The sequence below is a fragment of the Marinobacter bohaiensis genome (genome assembly GCF_003258515.1).
Classification (GTDB): Bacteria; Pseudomonadota; Gammaproteobacteria; order Pseudomonadales; family Oleiphilaceae; genus Marinobacter_A; species Marinobacter_A bohaiensis.
Map to the genome: position 1 here is coordinate 71,526 of NZ_QGEH01000003.1, position 19,559 is coordinate 91,084.

The 19,559-nt window shown below is 63.2% G+C and carries 16 protein-coding genes and 1 tRNA gene; 14 read left to right on the plus strand and 3 right to left on the minus strand.

The genetic code is table 11. The annotated features are described in order from the left end of the window. Window positions 1–136: 136 nt before the first annotated feature. The 5 genes from mltB (at window position 137) to lipB (ending at window position 4,367) form a co-directional block, all read left to right on the plus strand. Window positions 137–1,171, plus strand: coding sequence for a lytic murein transglycosylase B (gene mltB, locus DKK67_RS15165; RefSeq protein ID WP_111497353.1), 1,035 nt, complete (start codon window positions 137–139; stop codon window positions 1,169–1,171). Further along, window positions 1,168–2,025 (plus strand): septal ring lytic transglycosylase RlpA family protein, encoded by an 858-nt coding sequence (locus tag DKK67_RS15170; protein ID WP_111497354.1) that lies wholly within the window; start codon window positions 1,168–1,170, stop codon window positions 2,023–2,025. Before mltB ends, DKK67_RS15170 begins: the two co-directional genes overlap by 4 nt. 150 nt (window positions 2,026–2,175) lie before the next feature. Further along, entirely contained in the window at window positions 2,176–3,348 is a 1,173-nt protein-coding gene (locus DKK67_RS15175) for a D-alanyl-D-alanine carboxypeptidase family protein (protein ID WP_111497355.1), read from the plus strand. A gap of 67 nt (window positions 3,349–3,415) precedes the next feature. Then, entirely contained in the window at window positions 3,416–3,685 is a 270-nt protein-coding gene (locus DKK67_RS15180; protein WP_111497356.1) for an HP0495 family protein, read from the plus strand. Window positions 3,686–3,707: 22 nt separating this feature from the next. Beyond that, the gene (gene lipB / locus DKK67_RS15185) at window positions 3,708–4,367 is read left to right on the plus strand and encodes a lipoyl(octanoyl) transferase LipB (RefSeq protein WP_111497625.1); all 660 of its coding nucleotides are present in this window, start codon (window positions 3,708–3,710) and stop codon (window positions 4,365–4,367) included. A gap of 6 nt (window positions 4,368–4,373) precedes the next feature. On the opposite strand, the gene DKK67_RS15190 is transcribed toward lipB, so the two are convergent. Beyond that, the gene (locus tag DKK67_RS15190) at window positions 4,374–5,501 is read right to left on the minus strand and encodes a GGDEF domain-containing protein (protein ID WP_111497357.1); all 1,128 of its coding nucleotides are present in this window, start codon (window positions 5,499–5,501) and stop codon (window positions 4,374–4,376) included. 329 nt (window positions 5,502–5,830) lie between these two features. Here DKK67_RS15190 and DKK67_RS15195 point away from each other — a divergent pair, with 329 nt between their 5' ends. After that, window positions 5,831–7,252: an ABC1 kinase family protein gene (locus tag DKK67_RS15195; RefSeq protein WP_111497358.1), complete on the plus strand. Its 1,422-nt coding sequence runs from the start codon at window positions 5,831–5,833 to the stop codon at window positions 7,250–7,252. 27 nt (window positions 7,253–7,279) lie between these two features. On the opposite strand, the gene DKK67_RS15200 is transcribed toward DKK67_RS15195, so the two are convergent. Beyond that, window positions 7,280–7,702 (minus strand): YqaA family protein, encoded by a 423-nt coding sequence (locus DKK67_RS15200; protein WP_111497359.1) that lies wholly within the window; start codon window positions 7,700–7,702, stop codon window positions 7,280–7,282. 379 nt (window positions 7,703–8,081) lie between these two features. Here DKK67_RS15200 and DKK67_RS15205 point away from each other — a divergent pair, with 379 nt between their 5' ends. Both DKK67_RS15205 and DKK67_RS15210 read left to right on the plus strand, forming a co-directional pair. Next, window positions 8,082–10,211: a methyl-accepting chemotaxis protein gene (locus DKK67_RS15205; protein WP_111497360.1), complete on the plus strand. Its 2,130-nt coding sequence runs from the start codon at window positions 8,082–8,084 to the stop codon at window positions 10,209–10,211. 142 nt (window positions 10,212–10,353) lie between these two features. Beyond that, complete coding sequence (locus tag DKK67_RS15210; RefSeq protein WP_111497361.1) at window positions 10,354–10,608, plus strand: GrxA family glutaredoxin; 255 nt, start codon at window positions 10,354–10,356, stop codon at window positions 10,606–10,608. Window positions 10,609–10,716: 108 nt separating this feature from the next. On the opposite strand, the gene DKK67_RS15215 is transcribed toward DKK67_RS15210, so the two are convergent. Further along, window positions 10,717–11,979, minus strand: a complete 1,263-nt coding sequence (locus tag DKK67_RS15215) for a 6-phosphofructokinase (RefSeq protein ID WP_111497362.1) — start codon at window positions 11,977–11,979, stop codon at window positions 10,717–10,719. A 333-nt stretch (window positions 11,980–12,312) separates the two neighbouring features. Here DKK67_RS15215 and mpl point away from each other — a divergent pair, with 333 nt between their 5' ends. From mpl to rnr, 6 genes are all read left to right on the plus strand, one after another. Beyond that, a complete protein-coding gene (gene mpl, locus DKK67_RS15220) occupies window positions 12,313–13,686 on the plus strand; it encodes a UDP-N-acetylmuramate:L-alanyl-gamma-D-glutamyl-meso-diaminopimelate ligase (protein ID WP_111497363.1) in 1,374 nt (457 codons plus the stop codon). Beyond that, complete coding sequence (locus tag DKK67_RS15225) at window positions 13,679–14,362, plus strand: flavin prenyltransferase UbiX (RefSeq protein WP_204355845.1); 684 nt, start codon at window positions 13,679–13,681, stop codon at window positions 14,360–14,362. The genes mpl and DKK67_RS15225 overlap by 8 nt, the downstream gene beginning before the upstream one ends. Before the next feature lie 29 nt (window positions 14,363–14,391). Next, window positions 14,392–15,156: an ATP-binding protein gene (locus tag DKK67_RS15230; RefSeq protein WP_204355846.1), complete on the plus strand. Its 765-nt coding sequence runs from the start codon at window positions 14,392–14,394 to the stop codon at window positions 15,154–15,156. 193 nt (window positions 15,157–15,349) lie between these two features. Beyond that, a complete protein-coding gene (locus DKK67_RS15235; protein ID WP_111497366.1) occupies window positions 15,350–16,489 on the plus strand; it encodes an acyl-CoA dehydrogenase family protein in 1,140 nt (379 codons plus the stop codon). Between the two features lie 262 nt (window positions 16,490–16,751). Further along, window positions 16,752–16,838: transfer RNA gene (locus DKK67_RS15240), tRNA-Leu, on the plus strand. 171 nt (window positions 16,839–17,009) lie between these two features. After that, complete coding sequence (gene rnr / locus DKK67_RS15245; protein ID WP_111497367.1) at window positions 17,010–19,544, plus strand: ribonuclease R; 2,535 nt, start codon at window positions 17,010–17,012, stop codon at window positions 19,542–19,544. The last annotated feature ends 15 nt before the right edge of the window (window positions 19,545–19,559 follow it).

The following is a 19,559-nucleotide window of genomic DNA, read 5'->3' on the forward strand; positions in this document are numbered from 1 at the left end:
GCGGGGTCCCGGCGTTACCTTTTGTTCATAAGACCGGCCGTCAGTGGCCGGTTTTTCGGGGGCCGTGGTACTCTTTCGCGGCTTCAGGACGGTTGTGAACAGGCCGTCAAAAAACAAGATGTGTCAGGATATTGCGATGAGTGTGGGACAAAGCCGTTGGGGGCGAAAGCTGCGGTATCTCGGGGCTGCAGCGGCGCTGGGATTGGCGATGCCGGCTGCCGCCAGTTATGTGGAGACGCCCGAGGGTCGCGCCTTCGTCGATGACATGGTGCAGCGCTATGCCTTTGATCGTTCCACCCTCGAACGCTGGCTGGGGCTGGCGCAGCAACAGCCTGCCATCCTCGACGCCATCAGCCGCCCCGCTGAACGGACGCTGACCTGGGCTGAGTACCGACGCATCTTTATCAAACCGTCGCGCATCGAAAAGGGGCGGGCGTTTCTCGACCAGTACGCTGATATCTTTGCCCGTGCCGAGCGCGAGCTGGGCGTGTCCCGCTACGTGGTGGCGGCGATTATCGGTGTTGAAACCCAGTACGGCGAGTATGCCGGCCGCTACCGGGTGGTGGATGCCCTGGCCACACTGGCGTTCGATTATCCGCCGCGTTCGTCGTTCTTCCGCGGCCAGCTCGGGGAATTTTTTTTGATGGCTCGGGAACAGGCACTGGATCCGGCCGTCATAAAGGGCTCGTACGCCGGGGCTATGGGGTATGGCCAGTTCATTCCCAGCAGTTACCGGCACTACGCCATCGATTTCGACGGCGACGGCCAGGCCGATATCATCCAGAACCCGGTTGACGCCATCGGCAGCGTTGCCAATTATTTTGCGCGTCACGGCTGGCGCGACGCGGAGGCGGTCGCCGAGCAGGTGACAACGGCGGATTACGCCCCCCGGCTCTACACGGACGGTCTCAAGCCGCGGCTGACGATAGCGGACTACCGGGCCGCCGGGATAGAGCCCCAGGCGGAGCTGGCCGCGGCCACCCGCGCGCGGTTGTTGCGGGTCGAAGCTGAGGCAGGTCAACAGGACTGGCTGACGTACCCCAACTTTTACGTCATCACCCGCTACAATCACAGTCATCTTTACGCCATGGCGGTACTGGAACTTTCCCGGGCCCTGGCGGCCGACGACGGATCGGTTGTCGATCAAGCCGGGACGGGAGGTGACGCATGAGCCGGTCCGTTGGATACTGGACGTTGGGTATGGTCCTGCCCCTGCTTCTGGCGGGGTGTGCGTCGTCACCGGAGAGCAGCAGCGGTGGGCAATCGTCCTCGCGCTACAGTATCAGCCAGGATCGGGCGCCGTCGGGGGATTTCGATGCCAGTGGGCTGGAAGACGCGGTGCCGCGTTACGAGAAGCCCAGCTCCTATGGCAACAAGTCGCCCTACACGGTCTGGGGCAAGCAGTATACGGTACTGGCGGACGGCAGCGACTACATTGAACGGGGCACTGCGAGCTGGTACGGCGAAAAATTCCATGGGCACAAGACGTCCAACGGCGAAGTGTTCGACATGTACGAGATGACGGCGGCGCACCGCAGTCTGCCGCTGCCCAGCTACGCGCGGGTCACCAACCTGGACAACGGGCGCAGTACGATTGTGCGGGTCAACGATCGGGGGCCGTTCCACAGCAGCCGCATCATCGACCTGTCGTACGCGGCCGCCAAAAAACTGGGTTACCAGAAGCAGGGTACGGCGCACGTGGAGGTGGCCGCGATTACGGTGTCGCCGGATGGTAGTATGTCGGTCGCCGGGACTGCGCCGGCAAAGGAATCGGCTCCCGCCACCTCCAGCGCTGGAGAGGGCCTTTTCGTTCAGGTGGCGTCGTTCACCCAGGCGGATTCGGCGCGCCGCCTGTCCGAGCAACTGCGGGCGTTGACCGACACGCCGGTGCGGATATACGCCGCCGGCCAGTACCACCGGGTGCAGGTTGGCCCGTTTGAGCAGCGGTCACTGGCCGAAGAGACCAGTAAACTGATTGAGCAGGACGGACTGGGTCGCCCCATCGTGGTGACCGATCCGCTTTGAGACAGGGCTTGCGGGCCCGGCAGCCGAGACCGCCTGATGCCAGCAGTACCCGACGAGTCGGGGGTGGCGATTTGCAGGTCCGGGGCGAGCTGCCGAACCAGGAGATGCCCGGATGGGTGTCGTCAATTGATGTACTGACTGAATGGATCCATGGCTAAGAATACGGTTTTCAAGACACTTTTTTGCGCGCTGACCCTGGTATTTGCCTGGGTATCGGCGGCCGCCGCCCAATCACAGCCGGCATTGATTCCGTCACCGCCGCAGATTGCGGCCAGCTCCTACGTGCTGATGGATGCGGACAGTGGCCACATCATCGTTCAGGGGAACAGTGACGAGCGCTTGCCGCCGGCCAGTCTGACCAAGATGATGACCGCTTACATCGTCGAGCGTGAGCTGGATGAGGGGCGCATCTCCATGGCCGACCAGGTGCCCATCAGTGTGCACGCCTGGAAGACCGGCGGCTCGCGGATGTTCGTCAAGGAAGGTTCACAGGTGCCGGTGGAGAAGCTGATCCACGGTGTGATCATTCAGTCCGGTAACGACGCCAGTGTGGCGCTGGCGGAGTTTGTTGCCGGCAGCGAAGGCGCCTTCGCTGACATCATGAACCAGCAGGCGCAGATCCTGGGCATGAAGAACTCCCACTTCATGAACGCTACCGGGCTGCCCCACGAGGAACACTACTCCTCGGCACACGACCTGGCGTTGCTGGCCCGGGCGATCATTCAGGACTACCCCGAGAACTACGAGATCTACTCTCAGAAGTACTACACCTACAACGACATCCGTCAGCCCAATCGCAACAGTCTGCTGTGGCGCGATCCCTCGGTGGATGGTCTGAAGACCGGTCACACCGAAGAGGCGGGTTTCTGTCTGGTGGCCTCGGCCAAGCGCAATGACATGCGACTGATTGCCACGGTGATGGGCACGTCCAGCGAGAATGCCCGGGCCCAAGAAGTGCAGAAGCTGCTCAACTATGGCTTCCGCTATTTCGAGACCCAGTCCCTGTTTACGGCCGGGCAATCGCTGAGCGATACCCGCGTTTGGGGTGGCGAGAAGGACAGCGTGAAACTGGGTGTGGCCGACGACGCGGTTGTGACCATTCCCCGTGGCAGCAAGGATTCGCTGGAATCGGTGATGGACATCGATTCGGTCATCAAGGCGCCCATCGAAGCCGGCCAGGAGCTGGGCCAGGTGCGCGTGACCCTCAATGGACAGGAAATCATGAAGCGGCCCGTCGTGGCGCTGGAGGCTGTACCTGAGGGCGGTTTCTTCAAGCGCATCTGGGACGCCATCAAGTTGTTTTTCGTACAGCTCTTTAACTGAAATGCGGATGAACCGGGTAACGGGTTAGCCGGGCAAAGCGAAAAGAGAGGTACGAGCGGAGTCAGTCATGAGCGAACAGCAACCCCCGAAAATTGAATTTCCCTGCGATTACGTGATCAAGGTGATCGGTAACGCCGCTCCGGACTTCCGCGACTTCGTCGTGGAAGTGGTGGAAAAGCACGCGCCGGGCCTCGATGAGACCGATATCACCATCAACGACAGTCGCGAAGGACGTTTCACCTCGGTGCGGATCAAGATCTTTGCCACTGGGGAGCCCCAGCTCAAGGCCCTGTTCGAGGAGCTGAAGGCGAGCGGCCGCGTCCACATGGTGCTGTAAGCGGAGAACGCCTGTGACCACCATGCCCGACGTGATCGTTCGCCAGTTGGGGAGTCAGCCCTACCTGGACACCTGGGAGGCGATGAAAACCTTCACCGCCCAGCGCGGCCCGCAGACGCCGGACGAGCTCTGGTGCCTGGAACATCCCCGGGTCTACACCCAGGGCCAGGCCGGCAAGGCGGAGCACGTGCTGGCGCCGGGGGATATCCCGGTGGTCCAGGTGGACCGGGGCGGCCAGGTGACCTATCACGGCCCCGGCCAGTTGGTGATCTACCTGATGATCGACCTGCACCGCGCCCACTTTGGCGTACGCCACCTGGTGTCCGCCATCGAGGACAGCATCGTCGAGGTGCTCGGCGATCTGGGGATTGACGCGGCGGCCCGACCGGACGCCCCGGGTGTGTATACCGGCGGAACCAAGATCGCGTCCCTGGGTCTGCGTATCCGTCGCGGCTGCTCCTTCCACGGCCTGGCCCTGAACGTCGACATGGACCTGGAACCCTTCCGCCGCATTAACCCCTGCGGCCTGGCCGGGATGGCCATGTCCCAGGTAGTGGACTTTGCGCCGGCCAGTTCCGTGGCGTCGGTGTCCGAGGCCCTGGTCGCCAGCCTGGTGCGGCGCCTGGAATTGGGCAACGTGCGGCAGGAAACGGGCCTGCCCCGTTTCCATGCGGCATCCTGACCCGCTTTACGCGCTGTTCTGAGACGGAACGTTCCCGCTGCACACCTGATTACGCCCGGTGGCCTTGGCCGTATAGAGCGCTTCGTCCGCCCGCTGCAACAGCCGACTGGTGGATTCGGCGCCGTGGATGCTGGCCACGCCGGCGCTGATCGAGGCGGCAACCGGCGTACCATCGAGCTCAATGGATGACGACGCCACCGCCGCACGAATACGTTCAGCCAGATGTGCCGCCTCGTCGACCCGGGTTTCCGGCAGGATCGCCAGGAATTCTTCGCCGCCCCAGCGTGAGACAATATCGATGCGGCGGCAGCCCTCCCTGAGTTTGTCGGCCACCATCACGATCAACGCATCCCCCGCGTGATGGCCGAACGTGTCGTTGATGCCCTTGAACAGATCGATGTCCATCAGGATGACCGAAAACGCCTGCCGGTTGCGCAGGTAGCGCTGATACTCTCCCTCCAGCCGGACCAGGCCCTCGCGGCGGTTGGTCAGGCCGGTCATCACATCGTGTTTGGCCGCGTATTCATGCTCCGCCGCCAGAGTCAGCAGGCTGGCCTTGCTGCGCCGGCGGCTCAGGTCGAGCAGGTAGCAGGAGACCATCTCGAAAGCCAGCACGTTGATCATCATCAGGCGGAAGCTGTCGCTGTAGGGGGTATTGAACAGGGTGTCGCCCAGGGGCGAGAACAGGGCGGCCAGCGCCGTCAGACCCAGGGCACAGCTGAGGATGCCGATACGCGGCGTGCTGATGTAGAAAATGATCGGCGGATAGGCAAACAACCAGATGATCGCCGAGCCATCCTCCAGCGCCGCCGTGGCGACGTAGACGAAGAGCAGGGCGATCAGCACGATAAATGTCCGGCGGTGCATTGTGGGTCGCCGCAGAACAAGATAGACCAGCGCATTGAGCAGCAGCAGGCTGGCGGCGGTGACCAGACTGCCCGTCACCAGCGTGTCACCGCGATCGGCCGCCCGGTAGGCAAAGAACGCGAGCACCGGCAGTGCGCCGATGCTGAGCCAGTTGATCAGACGGGGGACCGGGATCTCCCCTTCGATGCGTCGGCGTCCGGGACCATTGGGCCCATGGTGCCCTGTAGGCCGGGTTTGGAGTGGCTCAGACTTGGATGGTTGGGGCATCATTGCTAGCGTTGTATTTATTGTTGGTCTGACCCGAGCATAGCGCTAATCCCTGATCCGCTCTGTTTTAAAACGTAAACATGACGCCAGCGGCGTCTTATCGTGCTGATGTCGCTTTTGGCGGGTCAGTGAATCAACCTGATAGGACACTAGACGGCAAAGCCACCGGGAATCCATTGGCTTCGGCAACGGCGTTGCGGTGGCACGTCGGTGACCGGTGAGGGCGGTCAGTCACGTATAATCAGTCAGGGCCGGTTCCGGACGCGCGGACATCGGCCGGACGTACCGTCGCACCCGAGTGCGCCATTCAACAGCTTTTGGGCCCCCTGATGACATCCAGGAAATCGCGCTCTTCCGTTTCCCGTATCAAGACCGGCAGTTTCGAGCGCCGGCTGAGCCTGACCCGGGCCGGACTGTTTGCCGGCACCCGAATGGCGACCCACATGGCGACCAACCTGTTCAGCAGTCGGGACAAGCGCGAGGAGCGACATCGCCAGATGTTGTCCAGCCAGGCGCGCTTCCTCGTGGATGAGCTGGGCAAGCTCAAGGGCAGTGTGGTCAAGATCGGCCAGGTCATGGCCCTTTATGGCGAGCACTTCCTGCCGGCGGAGGTCACCGAAGCGCTGCACACGCTGGAGGATCAGACCACCTCGCTGGCCTGGCCGTCGGTGGAAAAAGTCCTGGCCAGTGAGCTGGGAGCGGATCGCCTGGCCCAGTTGGAAGTGGATCCCGAGCCCATCGGCGCCGCGTCCCTGGGGCAGGTGCACCGCGCGGTGCGCCGTAGCGACGGCCTGGAGATCGTCTTGAAGATCCAGTACCCCGGCGTGGCCGAGGCGGTGGACAGTGACCTTAACGCCGTGGCACAGATCCTGAAAGTCGGGCGTTTCGTGTCCATGGGGCCGGAATTCAACGAATGGCTTGAGGAAGTGCGCGCCATGATGCACCGGGAGGTGGATTACGCGCTCGAGGCCCGCACGACGGAACACTTCCGCAAGATGCTGGCGGACGACAACCGATTTGTGGTGCCACGCATCCTGCCGGAATTTTCCACCGCCCGGGTGATGGCCGCGACCTTCGAGTCCGGCTGGCCGGTGAGTTCGGAGACGGTGGCCCAGTTGCCGCTGGAGCGACGCAGCGAGCTGGGGCGCGCGGCTCTGGAGCTGTTCTTCCGGGAACTGTTCGATTGGGGCGAAATGCAGACCGACCCCAACTTCGGCAACTACCGCATCCGCCTGGCGGAGGACTCCGGTGCCGGCGCCGACCAGATCGTGCTGCTGGATTTTGGGGCCGTGCAATCCTACCCCGATGACTTCCTGGAACCGGTGCAGGAGATGATCCAGGCGTCCTACGAGCAGGACCTGGAACGGGTCATCGAGGGGGGTATTCAGCTGCATTTCATGAGCGAGGACTGGCCGGAAGACGTACTGCAGCGCTTCGGCGAAGTCTGCATGTCGGTGCTCGAGCCCCTGGCGCCGGCCAATAGCGAATGGCCGGAGCACGCGGTCAATGAGCGGGGCCAGTATCGCTGGAAGCAGAGCGACCTGCCGTCACGTGTGGCGCGGCAGGCGGCCCGGTCTGCTATCAGCCGCTACTTCCGGATTCCGCCCAAGGAATTTGTCTTCCTCAACCGCAAACTGATCGGTGTCTACACCTTCATCGCCGTGCTGCGCTCGGAGTTCAACGGCGAGGAACTGCTGCGTGACTACCTCTATCGCGACGATAGCGACGACGCCAGGAGCCTGGCGGACTAGCCGGCCTGGCCGCGCCGGAACGCGCGGTCAGGTAGCCTCGATTACCGCCCAAAGCACCATGGCATAGCGCGCGCCCTTGCCGATGGCCACCAGTACGATGAAGTTGAGCCAGGGCACTTTCATGATGCCGCCGATCACCGTCAGCGCGTCGCCGCCGATCGGTAACCACGCCATCAGCAGCGACCATTGCCCCCAGCGGTTGAAGCGATCCTGGGCCCGCGTCAGCTGTTTCTCGCTCACCGGAAACCAGCGCTTGTGGCGGAAGTGCTCCACCTGCCGCCCGATCCAGCCATTGACCACCGATCCCAGCGTATTGCCCGCCGTGGCGAACAGCCACAGTCCCAGCAGTGAGTAGCCCTGTGTCGCCATCCCGCCCAGCATGACTTCCGAATAAGCCGGCAGGAGCGTGGCCGCCGCGAAGGCGGTGAGGAACAGGTAGAGGTAGGCCAAGTCGACTCCGTTGCAATGAAGCGGGCATGTTTGACGGCGGCCGGCGCGGCAGCATGCGTCGGGTGCGATTACACACCGTAGTGGTTCGGCGGCTCGTACGCCACTAAGTTAGGGAGCCTCTAATCAACTCCTTAGCCGCGCATGGTCAAGAAAACGATAGCCGTGCCGATAGTTATAACCATCAGTGTCCGAAAACGGGAACGTCAGGGTGCGTTGGTGCCCTTCCCGAGTCAAACACGGAACGTTTGTCCCCCGGCCAGCCTGGATACGCTGCCTCCGGTCTTGCGACGCTGAACCGGGCGAGCCTGTGCGCCGCCGGAACCGATAGAACGCCTCCCGCAGCGGAGGTTGCTTTCACTGCCATCGATTCGGGATATCCATGAAAAAGCTGTCTCTGAAACTGAAACTCTATGCCCTGGTGATCGTCCTGATGCTCCTGATGGGGCTGAGCATGATCATTACGGCCCAAGTCTCACTGTCCAACATGGAGTCCCGCATCAACGACGATGCCAGCGAACTGGTCCAGAATATCGTCGTCGAGCGGCTGCGCGCCACCGCCGGTCAGTATGGCGAACAGGTGGCTGCGATCTTCAACCAGGCGTACAAGATTCCGGAAACCTTCCGTGAGGTGATCCACCGTAACGTGGAAGGTTCCGACTCCGCCCGCATGAGTCGTCGCGACCTGACGGAGACCACCGGTGCGATTCTGGAAGGTCAGCCGGAACTCAGCGCCATCTATGCCAACTTCGAGCCGGACGCCTACGACGGCCAGGATCGTTACTTCACCGGCGGCGTGGAACAGCACAGCAGCGACGAAGGCACCCTGGAGATCTACTACTACCGCGACCAGGAAGGCAAGGTTGTGTTCAGCCGGGAAGAGGATCCTTCCGTCAAATACCTGGACCAGCAGGACGAGTTTGGCATCCGTGAAGCCGAGTGGTACCTGTGCGCCATGGAAACCCTCAAACCGTGCACCATGGAGCCCTACAGTTACGAGATCAGCGACGGCTACTCGGAGATGATGACCAGCCTGACCATGCCGATCTTCAGCGACGGCGACTTCGGCGGTGTCGTGGGTGTGGATATCAATCTGTCTTCCATCCAGGAAACCCTGAACCAGGTCAGCCAGAAGCTCTATGACGGCGCCGCGCGCGTCACGCTGGTCAGTGAGAAGGGGCTCATCGCCGGCACCAGCGCCTATACCGACGAGCTGGGGCGCCCGCTGGCGGAAGCTTTGCCCGAGCGTGCCGACACCTATCGCAACCTGGTCAGGCAGGATACCCCGGTGTTCGACAATGGCGAGGACATCGCCGTGGCGTTCCCGATCGATATCGATGCCTCCAACACCCGCTGGTCGATGATCATCGAGCTGCCCCGCAGTGTGGCGCTGGCGGATCTCAAGACCGTGTCCGACCTGCTGGCGGATGAGGTGGACGGCACCGCCGCGCGCCAGCTGACCGCCGGCATCATCGTGCTGGTTGTGGCGCTGGGGCTGCTGGTGCTCCTGGTGCGCTCGGTAACCCGTCCGCTGGACCAGATCCGTGACCGCATGAGCAATCTGGCTTCCGCCGAGGGGGACCTGACCCAGGAACTGGAAATCGATACCCACGCCGAGCTGATTGGCCTGGCGGACGGCTTCAATGCGTTCCTGGCCAAGCTGCGCGATATGATCAACGACCTCAAGCGGATTAACGGCACGGTCAGTGAGCAGGCCAGTGACGTACGCCGGATCGCCGTGGAAACCGAGCAGAACACCTCGCGTCAGAACGGCGAGATCGACAGCGTGGTGACGGCGATGAACGAAATGTCCGCCGCCGCCAGTGAAGTGGCGACGTTTGCCAGCGACGCTGCCGGCAATGCGCGGGAGGCCAGTGAGGGCGTGGAGAGCACCCAGTCGACCCTGACCACCGCCGTCAACGGCGTGCAGGAACTGGCGGCGGATATGGAAGAGGCCAGCGGTGCCATCGGCCAGGTGGCCAGCCGCAGCGACGACATCAACCGCATTCTCGAAGTGATCCGGGGCATTGCCGAGCAGACCAACCTGCTGGCGCTGAACGCCGCCATTGAAGCGGCGCGGGCCGGCGAGCAGGGCCGCGGTTTTGCGGTGGTGGCCGATGAGGTTCGCACCCTGGCGTCCAAGACCCGGGAATCCACCGATGAGATCAGCGAGATGATCGAAGGGCTGCAGAACGAGGTGCAGCAGACCGTGACCGTGATTCGCGGCGGTGTCGATCGGGCCACCTCGGCCGTGGGGCGGACCCGCGAGGCGGACGAATCCCTGGCGGAAGTGGTGCGCCGCATCGCCACGATTGTGGAGCACGTGACCCAGGTGGCCACGGCAGCGGAAGAGCAGAGCTCTGTCAGCGAGGAAATTAACCGCAACCTGACCAACATCGGCGATGCCGCCAGTGACCTGCGCGATCTGGCCGAACGCGTGCGTGGCAGCGGCGAAAGTCTGGGTGACCAGGTCGTGTCTCTGGAAGATCAGCTCAATCGCCTGCATACCTGACCGTAAGCAAGGCCGCGCATACGCGATTCCTATGATGGTGATTCACAGCACCAAATGGGAAAATGCGCGGCCGTCTGGCAATCTTTGCCTGTTTTTTGGTCACGCCGGTTTGCAAGGCGCTTCATTTTCAGGAGGTCCGTCCATGGATCGTATCACCATATTCGGCCGCCCCAGCTGTGGGTTCTGCGTTCGTGCCAAGCAGCTCTGTGAGGTCAAAGGCTTCGATTTCAAATTCGTCAACATGATCGAAGAAGGGGTCAGCAAGGCCGATATCGAGCAGACGATTGGCAAACCCGTCCAGACCGTTCCGCAGATTTTTATCGGCGAGACCCACGTCGGCGGTTACACCGAATTTGCCACTTACGTGCATGAGCGTGAGGCGGCGTCCCTGACCTGATCCTGTTTTCGGGTCGGTCGTCCGCGCGCGACGCTCTGCGCGAAAACAAACCGTCTGCGCACAAAAAAGCCGCTCCGTGGAGCGGCTTTCGTGTTTCTGCCGTATCGATCAGATGTCGAACTCGGTGCGCAGTTTTTTCTCCGCCAGCACGCCCTGGATATGAGCGACGCGGGGCAGGCCGTCGTCGAACGGCGGGAAGCTCTCGCCGTGAATCAGCGGTTGCAGGTATTCGCGGCAGTCCTGGGTGATGCCGAAGCCGTCGTCGGTGATGAAGTGGATCGGCATTTTCTTTTCCTGGTTGGCCACTTCGCTCAGCGGCGCCTCGCCGATGTGCCAGCGATACGGGGATGATTGCTCCCGCACGATGGTTGGCATCACCGCCTGCTTGCCGGCGACCGCCATCTCCACCGCGGCCTTGCCCACGGCGTAGGCCTGCTCCACGTCGGTCGCGGAGGCAATGTGACGCGCGGCGCGCTGCAGGTAGTCCGCCACCGCCCAGTGGTACTTGTAGCCCAGGGCCTGCTTGGTCATGTTGGCAAGTGCCGGCGCCACGCCGCCCAACTGGGTGTGGCCGAAGGCATCCTTGCTGCCGGCGTCGGCCAGGAATCGGCCGTCTTCATATTGGGCCCCCTCGGAGGCGACCACCACGCAGTAGCCGTAGTTCTCCACGCAGTGTTCGACGCGCTTGAGGAAGGCGTCACGGTCGAACGGTACTTCCGGGAACAGGATGATGTGCGGCGCGTCCCCTTCTTTTTGGCCCGCCAGGCCACCGGCCGCCGCGATCCAGCCGGCGTGGCGGCCCATGACTTCCAGGATGAACACCTTGGTGGAGGATTCGCACATGGACTTGATGTCCAGGCTCGCTTCCAGGGTGGAGGTGGCGATGTATTTGGCCACCGAGCCAAAGCCCGGGCAGCAGTCGGTGAACGGCAGGTCGTTATCGACGGTCTTGGGAACGCCGATGCAGGTAATCGGATAACCCATGCGTTCGGCCAGCTGGGATACCTTGAACGCGGTATCCTGGGAATCGCCACCGCCGTTGTAGAAGAAATAGCCGATGTTGTGAGCCTGGAACACCTCGATCAGGCGCTCGTACTCGCGCTTGTTCTCGCTGAAATTCTTCAGCTTGTAGCGGCAGGAACCGAAAGCACCGCCCGGGGTGTGCATGAGGGCGGCGATGGATTCGTCGCTTTCCTCGTTGGTGTCAATCAGCTCTTCCCTGAGAGCCCCGATGATGCCGTTGCGTCCGGCGTAAACCGTACCGATCGCTTCCGGGTGCTTGCGGGCGGTCTGGATCACACCACAGGCACTGGCGTTGATCACGGCGGTGACACCGCCAGACTGGGCGTAAAACGCATTCTTGATGGCCATGGTTCCTGGCGCCTCCTGCAGATTGGGTCATTTGGGGCGGATTGCTCACTCCGCGCGAATGATACGTGAAACCCGGGGTGTTTTCATGACGGTCTCGTAGGGAGTTTCCCGCCTGTTTGGCGGCCATGCCACGTGCCCGGGCGTCCTGCCGACGGGATGGCTTGACGGCGGCGGGTGGATGCTGGACGCTTCAACCTTTGATTGGGTGCCGGCAGACGCGCACGCAGGTTGTTGATCATCGACGTTCGGGCCATGAATGCCCGGCCGACGGATGCTCTGACTACTCAGTGTAGCGGACTGACGGCAACGCCCCGGACCAGCTTCAGGAAACCTATGCACATTCATATCCTCGGTATCTGCGGCACCTTTATGGGCAGCCTCGCGGTCCTCGCCCGGGAAGCCGGCCACACGGTTACCGGTTCCGACCAGGGCGTCTATCCGCCCATGAGCACTCAGTTGGAGGCCCAGGGCATCCAGTTGATGGAAGGCTACTCGCCGGACAACCTCAAACCGGCCCCGGACCTGGTGCTGATCGGCAACGCCATGTCGCGCGGCAATCCGGAGGTGGAAGCGGTGCTCAACCGGGGCATCGACTACATGTCCGGCCCTGAGTGGCTGACCCGCGAGGTGCTGCGCAAGCGCTGGGTGCTGGCGGTGGCCGGCACCCACGGCAAGACCACCACCACGTCGATGCTGCTGTACGTCCTCGATCAGGCCGGTTTCGATCCGGGGTACCTGGTGGGTGGCGTGCCGCAGGATTTTTCCGTCTCCGCCCGACTGGGCAGCAGTGATTTCTTCGTGATCGAGGCCGACGAGTACGACAGCGCCTTTTTCGACAAGCGCTCCAAGTTCGTCCACTACCGGCCCAACACCCTGATCCTCAATAACCTGGAGTTTGACCACGCCGACATCTTCGACAGCGTCGAGGCGATCGAGCGCCAGTTTCATCACCTGGTACGCACCGTGCCGTCCAACGGCCAGATCATCCGGCCGGCGCGCGATACCCACCTCGATGCGGCCCTGGCCATGGGGTGCTGGAGTCCGTTGCAGACCACGTCCATCGACGGCGAGGCGGATCAGGCCAACTGGCGCGCCGAGCTGCTGTCGGACGACGGCAGCGAATTCGTGGTGGTGCACCACGAGCAGCCCGTGGGGACCGTGAAGTGGGCCCAGACCGGTCTGCACAACGTACGCAACGCCCTGGCCGCCATTGCCGCTGCCCGCCACGTGGGCGTCACCCCGGATCATGCCATTGCCGCGCTGAACCGCTTCTCCGGCGTCAAGCGTCGGATGGAGCTGCTGGCGGACGTGCACGGTGTGCGCGTCTACGACGATTTCGCCCACCACCCGACGGCCATCGCCAGCACCCTGGATGGCCTGCGCAACAAGGTCGGCGACGAGCCCATCGTGGCCCTGATCGAGCCCCGCTCGAACACCATGCAGCAGGGCGTGCACCGGGACACGCTGCTGCCCAGCGCGGAGCAGGCGGACCGGGTAATCTGGGCTAACCTCAGTGACATGGACTGGCTGCGCGAGTTGGTGCCGGCGGACGACGCCCGGCACGTAACCGACACCACCCTGGACGGCCTGATTGACGCGGTGCTTGATAACCTGCCGGCGCCCGCTCACGTGGTGGTGATGAGCAACGGCGGATTTGGCGGCATCCATGGCCGACTGATCGACAGACTGGAGCGGCATTTTGACTGAAGGCAAGACAGCGGATTCTCCACCCTCCCGGCCCACTGTTAACCTGGCGTTTACCGGGGCTTCCGGTGCCCAGTACGGGCTGCGTCTCCTGCAGTGTCTGCTGGCCGCCGGCTGCCGGGTGCATGTGATGATCAGCAAGGCGGCCCAGGTGGTCATCGCCACCGAAACCGAGCTGAGCCTGCCCGGCTCGCCGGACGCGATGCAGGCGTATCTGGCCGGGACGTTCGATGCCGAGCCGGATCAGTTGCTGGTGTTCGGGCGTGAAGACTGGTTCGCGCCGCCGGCGTCGGGCTCGGGCAGCCGCGACCCGCTGGTGATCTGCCCCTGCAGCACCGGCACCCTGTCGGCGCTGGCCACCGGTGCCAGCAACAACCTGATCGAGCGGGCCGGCGACGTAGCCCTGAAGGAGCGCCGTCCGCTGATCCTGGTGCCGCGCGAGGCGCCGTTCTCGGAAGTGCATCTGGAGAACATGCTGCGGCTGACCCGCATGGGCGCGGTGATCATGCCCGCCAGCCCCGGTTTCTACCACCGCCCGCAATCGGTGGCCGACCTGGTGGACTTCATCGTGGCGCGACTGCTCGACCACCTGGGGCTGCCGCAGGACCTGATGCCCCGCTGGGGCGAGGATCGGGTGACCCGGAAGCTGGCGGGTAAAACGGACAACGGACGCCCTTAACCGGCGTCGACGCAGGAATCGAAAGCATCATGAGTATCGATTGGCAAACCACGCCGGCGGCCATCTGGCGCCGCCACCGTCAGGCTTTGCGTGCCGTTCGGGCGATTGACCCGGTGCGGCTGGACGAACTGCTGGAAGTCGACCGCCAGAAGCAGTCGCTGGTCACCAATACCGAGCGCTTCCTCGATGGCCTGCCGGCCAACAACGCGCTGCTGTGGGGTGCCCGGGGTACGGGCAAGTCGTCGCTGATCAAGGCGATTCTCAACACCTATTTCGAGCGCGGCCTGCGCATTGTGGAAGTCGATCGCGACGACCTGCTGTACCTCCCGGAAATCGTCGACGACCTGCGCGACCTGGACTACCGCTTCATTATCTTCTCCGACGACCTGTCGTTCGAGCGGGGCGAGGGCACCTACAAGGCGTTGAAGAGCGTGATGGAGGGTTCCATCGAGAGCCCGCCGGACAACATCAAGGTCTACGCCACCTCCAACCGCCGCCACCTGATGCCGGAATACATGAAGGACAACCAGCAGGCGGAAGTGGTCGACGGTGAGCTGCATCCCGGCGAGGCGATCGAGGAGCAGGTTTCCCTGTCGGATCGCTTTGGTCTGTGGCTGTCCTTTTACCCGTTCAACCAGGACGAGTACCTGCATCTGGTGGACGCGCTGTTCCCGCACGTGGAAGACCGCGAGGAGCTGCACCGGCTGGCGATCCGCTTCGCCCTGGGCAAGGGCGGTCGCAGCGGGCGGGCGGCCCGGCACTTCTACAACACCTATTCCGACTATTTCGGTTAACGGGGTTCCGGCGTGGCCGCGCAACGGCGGCCCCGGCATCCTGCTCCCCTCGCGGCGCCTTCCTGGCGCCGCGGTTGTTTTCGCCATCCGGAATGATGCTTTTCATCATTGAGCGCTGCCCCGGCGCGACGGAGACTGATCCGCAAGGGTCACAACAACAAGACACCACAACGAGACAGCACAGGGGATAAGCATGATTCCACGCACGTTATTCGACTCCGATCTGGAGGGCTTCCGGGACTCGGTCCGCAAATTCCTGCAGCAGGAGGCGGTGCCGCATCACGCGCAATGGGAGAAAGATGGCCAGGTCAGCCGTGAGATCTGGCGCAAGGCCGGCGAGCTGGGCTTCCTGTGTCCCTGCCTGCCGGAAGAGTACGGCGGTGTCGGCGCCGATTTCCGCTACAGCGCGGTGATCATGGAGGAGATCGTGCGGGCCACCACATCGGGCCTGGGCTGGGCGCTGCATTCGGACATCGTCGCGCCCTACATCCTGCATTACGGCACCGATGAGCAGAAGCGGACTTACCTGCCCAAACTGGCCAGCGGCGAGATGATCGGCGCCATCGCCATGACCGAACCCGGCGCCGGCTCCGACCTGCAGGGCGTCAAGACCAGCGCCATCCGTGACGGCGACCACTACGTCCTGAACGGCTCCAAGACCTTCATAACCAATGGCCAGATGGCGGACCTGGTGATCGTGGTGGCCAAGACCGATCCGAAGGAAGGCGCCAAGGGCACCAGTCTGTTGCTCGTGGAAACCGCCTGGGAGGGCTTCGAGCGTGGCCAGAACCTGGAGAAGGTCGGGCTCAAGGCCCAGGACACCTCGGAGCTGTTCTTCCAGGACGTCAAGGTGCCGGTCGGCAATCTGCTGGGCAGCGGCGAAGGGCAGGGGTTCATGCAACTGATGCAGGAGCTGCCCGCCGAGCGCCTGCAGGTGGCTCTGACCGCGGTGGCCGCCGCCGAAGCCGCCTGGGACTGGACCCGCGACTACGTCAAAGAGCGCAAGGCCTTCGGCAAACCGGTGATCGGCTTCCAGAACACCCGCTTCAAACTGGCGGAAATGAAGGCGGACATCACCGCGGCCCGGGTGTTCGTGGACCGCTGCCTGGAGCTGCACCTGGAGAAGAAGCTTGATGTGCCCACCGCCGCGATGCTCAAGCAGTGGACCACGGACCTGCAGTGCCGCGTGATGGACGAATGCGTCCAGTTGCACGGCGGCTACGGCTATATGTGGGAATACCCGATCGCCCGGGCCTGGGCCGATTCCCGCGTGCAGCGCATCTACGCCGGTACCAACGAGATCATGAAGGAAATCGTGGGGCGTACCTTCTAGTTCTCATTGTGAGAAGTTAGCCGTGGTTAGTAGCGGCGTTTCGTCTGGCGGTGTCGTGCTCGGCCCGGGGGTAAGCTCTCCGGCCGGGCGCATGGGCCGCCAGGAAGAAATTTTCGATTTTTTTGGAAAAAAGGTTTGACAGCGCAAAGGGGAGTTATTAAAGTACGCGCCACTGGTGAGGGACATCCCACACCGACAGCAGAAAGCCAAGTAAATCATGAGTCTGCAAGACTAGGATTGAAAAGCGGAATGCAAGTCATCTGCCGAGGTGGCGAAATTGGTAGACGCGCTAGCTTCAGGTGCTAGTGGGGGCAACCCCGTGGAGGTTCAAGTCCTCTCCTCGGCACCACTTCTTTCCCCAGGAAGTGGCATCGAATATTCCCCGTCATTGTTTAAGTCTGTTAACTCCCGTTTTTTAGGTTTCTCCGTTGGCGCGGGTTATACTTCGGCCACATCCAATCCGCAGTCAGTCCCTTTAATTTCTGATTTTTCTGGCTGCCGGCATTAAGGCATTCATTTAATGGTTTCAAAGAAAAGAACGAAGAACGATCCTCACGCCGAACGTGAGGCACAAAAGTACGATAACCCGGTGCAGAGCCGCGAATACATCCTCGAACATCTGCGTCAGCGCGGCGCTCCCGCCACTCATCCCACCCTGTGCGAAGAACTGGGCCAGACCAGCGAGGAAGGCATCGAAGCCATCCGCCGCCGGCTGATCGCCATGTGCCGCGACGGTCAGTTGATCTGCAACCGGCGCAACGCCTACCTGCCGCTTGAAGAAGCGGACCTGATTTCCGGCCGGGTGCAGGGGCATCGTGACGGTTTCGGTTTCCTGGTGCCCGACGACGGCAGCAGCGATCTGTTCCTCAGTGCCCGGCAGATGCGCCAGGTGTTCCACGGTGACCGGGTCGCCGCGCGGGTCGACCACGTCGATGAGCGTGGCCGTCGCGAAGGTCGGGTGGTCGAGGTGCTGGAGCACGGCACCGAGCAGATTGTCGGTCGCCTGTTCCGTGAAAGCGGCATTGCGTTTGTGGTGCCGGAGAATCCGCGGGTCAGCCACGATGTGCTGGTGGCCGAAGAGGATTGCGGCAGTGCCCGCCACGGCCAGTACGTGGTGGTAGACGTGGTGCGACAGCCGACCTTGCGCACCAAGGCGACCGGTCGCGTCGTCGAGGTGCTGGGGGATCACATGGCGCCGGGCATGGAGATCGCGGTGGCGATCCGATCCCACGATATTCCGCACGCCTGGCCGTCCGACGTGGGCAAGCAGGCGGCGGCGATTCCCGAAGTGGTTACCGAGCCGGACAAGCAGAACCGGGTCGACCTGCGCGACCTGCCGCTGGTCACCATCGACGGCGAGGACGCCCGCGACTTCGACGACGCCATCTTCTGCGAGCGTCGTCCGCGCGGCGGGTTCCGGTTGCTGGTGGCGATTGCCGACGTATCCCATTACGTGCGGCCCGGCACGCCGCTGGACGAGGAAGCCCTGTCCCGCGGGAACTCGGTGTACTTCCCGGATCATGTGGTGCCGATGCTGCCGGAGAAGCTCTCCAACGGCCTGTGTTCGCTGAATCCGGAAGTCGACCGGTTGTGCCTGGTGGCGGATATGACCATCAGCGCCAACGGGCGCATCGGCGGCTACACCTTCTACCAGGCCGTCATGCACTCCAAGGCGCGGCTGACCTACACCTCGGTCAGCGACATGCTGGAGCGTCCGGAGTCAGGCATCGGTCGCAAGCTGCGCTCCAAGTACGCGCACGTGGCGCCGAACCTGGATGATCTGTACGCCCTCTACAAGGTGCTGCGCGCGGCGCGGACCGAGCGCGGCGCCATCGATTTCGAGACCACCGAGACCCGCATCATCTTCGACGCGTCCCGCAAGATCGAAGAGATCGTGCCGGTCACGCGCAACGACGCCCACAAGATCGTCGAGGAGTGCATGCTGTGCGCCAACGTCGCCACCGCGCGCTTCCTCAAGCGCCACAAGGTGCCGGCGCTGTACCGGGTGCACGACGGCCCGGCGGAGGAGCGCCTGTCGGCACTGCGGCTTTTCCTGGCGGAGCTGGGGCTGCAACTGGGCGGCGGCGAGAAGCCGACCTCGGCCGATTTCCAGGCGCTGTTGGAGCAGGTCCGGGAGCGGCCCGATGCCAGCGTGATCCAGATGGTCATGCTGCGCAGCCTGAGTCAGGCGGTCTACAGTCCGGATGAGAGCGGTCACTTCGGCCTGGGTTTTGCCAGCTACGCTCACTTCACCTCGCCCATCCGGCGCTACCCGGATTTGATCGTGCACCGGGCCATCAAGTCGATCATCCACGGCCAGGCCGACACCGGCACCGTGGTGCAGCCGGATGAGCGGGACCAGGAGCTGGCGGTGTATCCCTACGACCACGCGCGCATGGTCCAGCTCGGTGAGCATTGCTCCATGACCGAGCGCCGTGCCGACGATGCCACCCGCGACGTGATGGCATGGCTCAAGTGCGAATACCTCAAGGAGCACGTGGGCGAAGAGTTCGACGGCGTGATCGCCTCGGTTGTGCCGTTCGGCTTTTTTGTGGAGCTGGAAGGCATCTTTATCGAGGGGCTGGTGCATGTCTCCACCCTTAGTGGCGATTACTTCCATCACGATGCCGCCAAACACCGGCTGGTGGGGGAGCGTACCGCCATCAGTTTCCGGCTGGGGGATGCCGTGCGGGTCCAGGTCGTGCGTGTCGGCCTGGAAGATCGCAAGATCGACCTGGAGTTGATGAGCAAACCGCAACGCCGCAAGGCGGATCGGGATGCGCTGCCCGAGCGGGGCAGTCGCCAGGATAAGGGCGGCGATGCCGGCAAGGGGCGCGACAAGGGCAAAGGCAAGCGCGATGGCGGGCGTAAATCCACGCGTCGCGGCAAATCGCCGAAGTCCGGTTCCGGCAAGCCGATGAGCGCCAAGGATATGCTGGCTCAGGAAGCGGCCCGGGAGGCGGAGAAGACGTCCTCCAAGCCCGGTGGCCGGAAATCTCCGTCCGCCAAAAAGCCCGCCAAAGCGCGAGGCAAGAAGAAATCCGGCGGTCAGTAACGCCTGGAATGACAT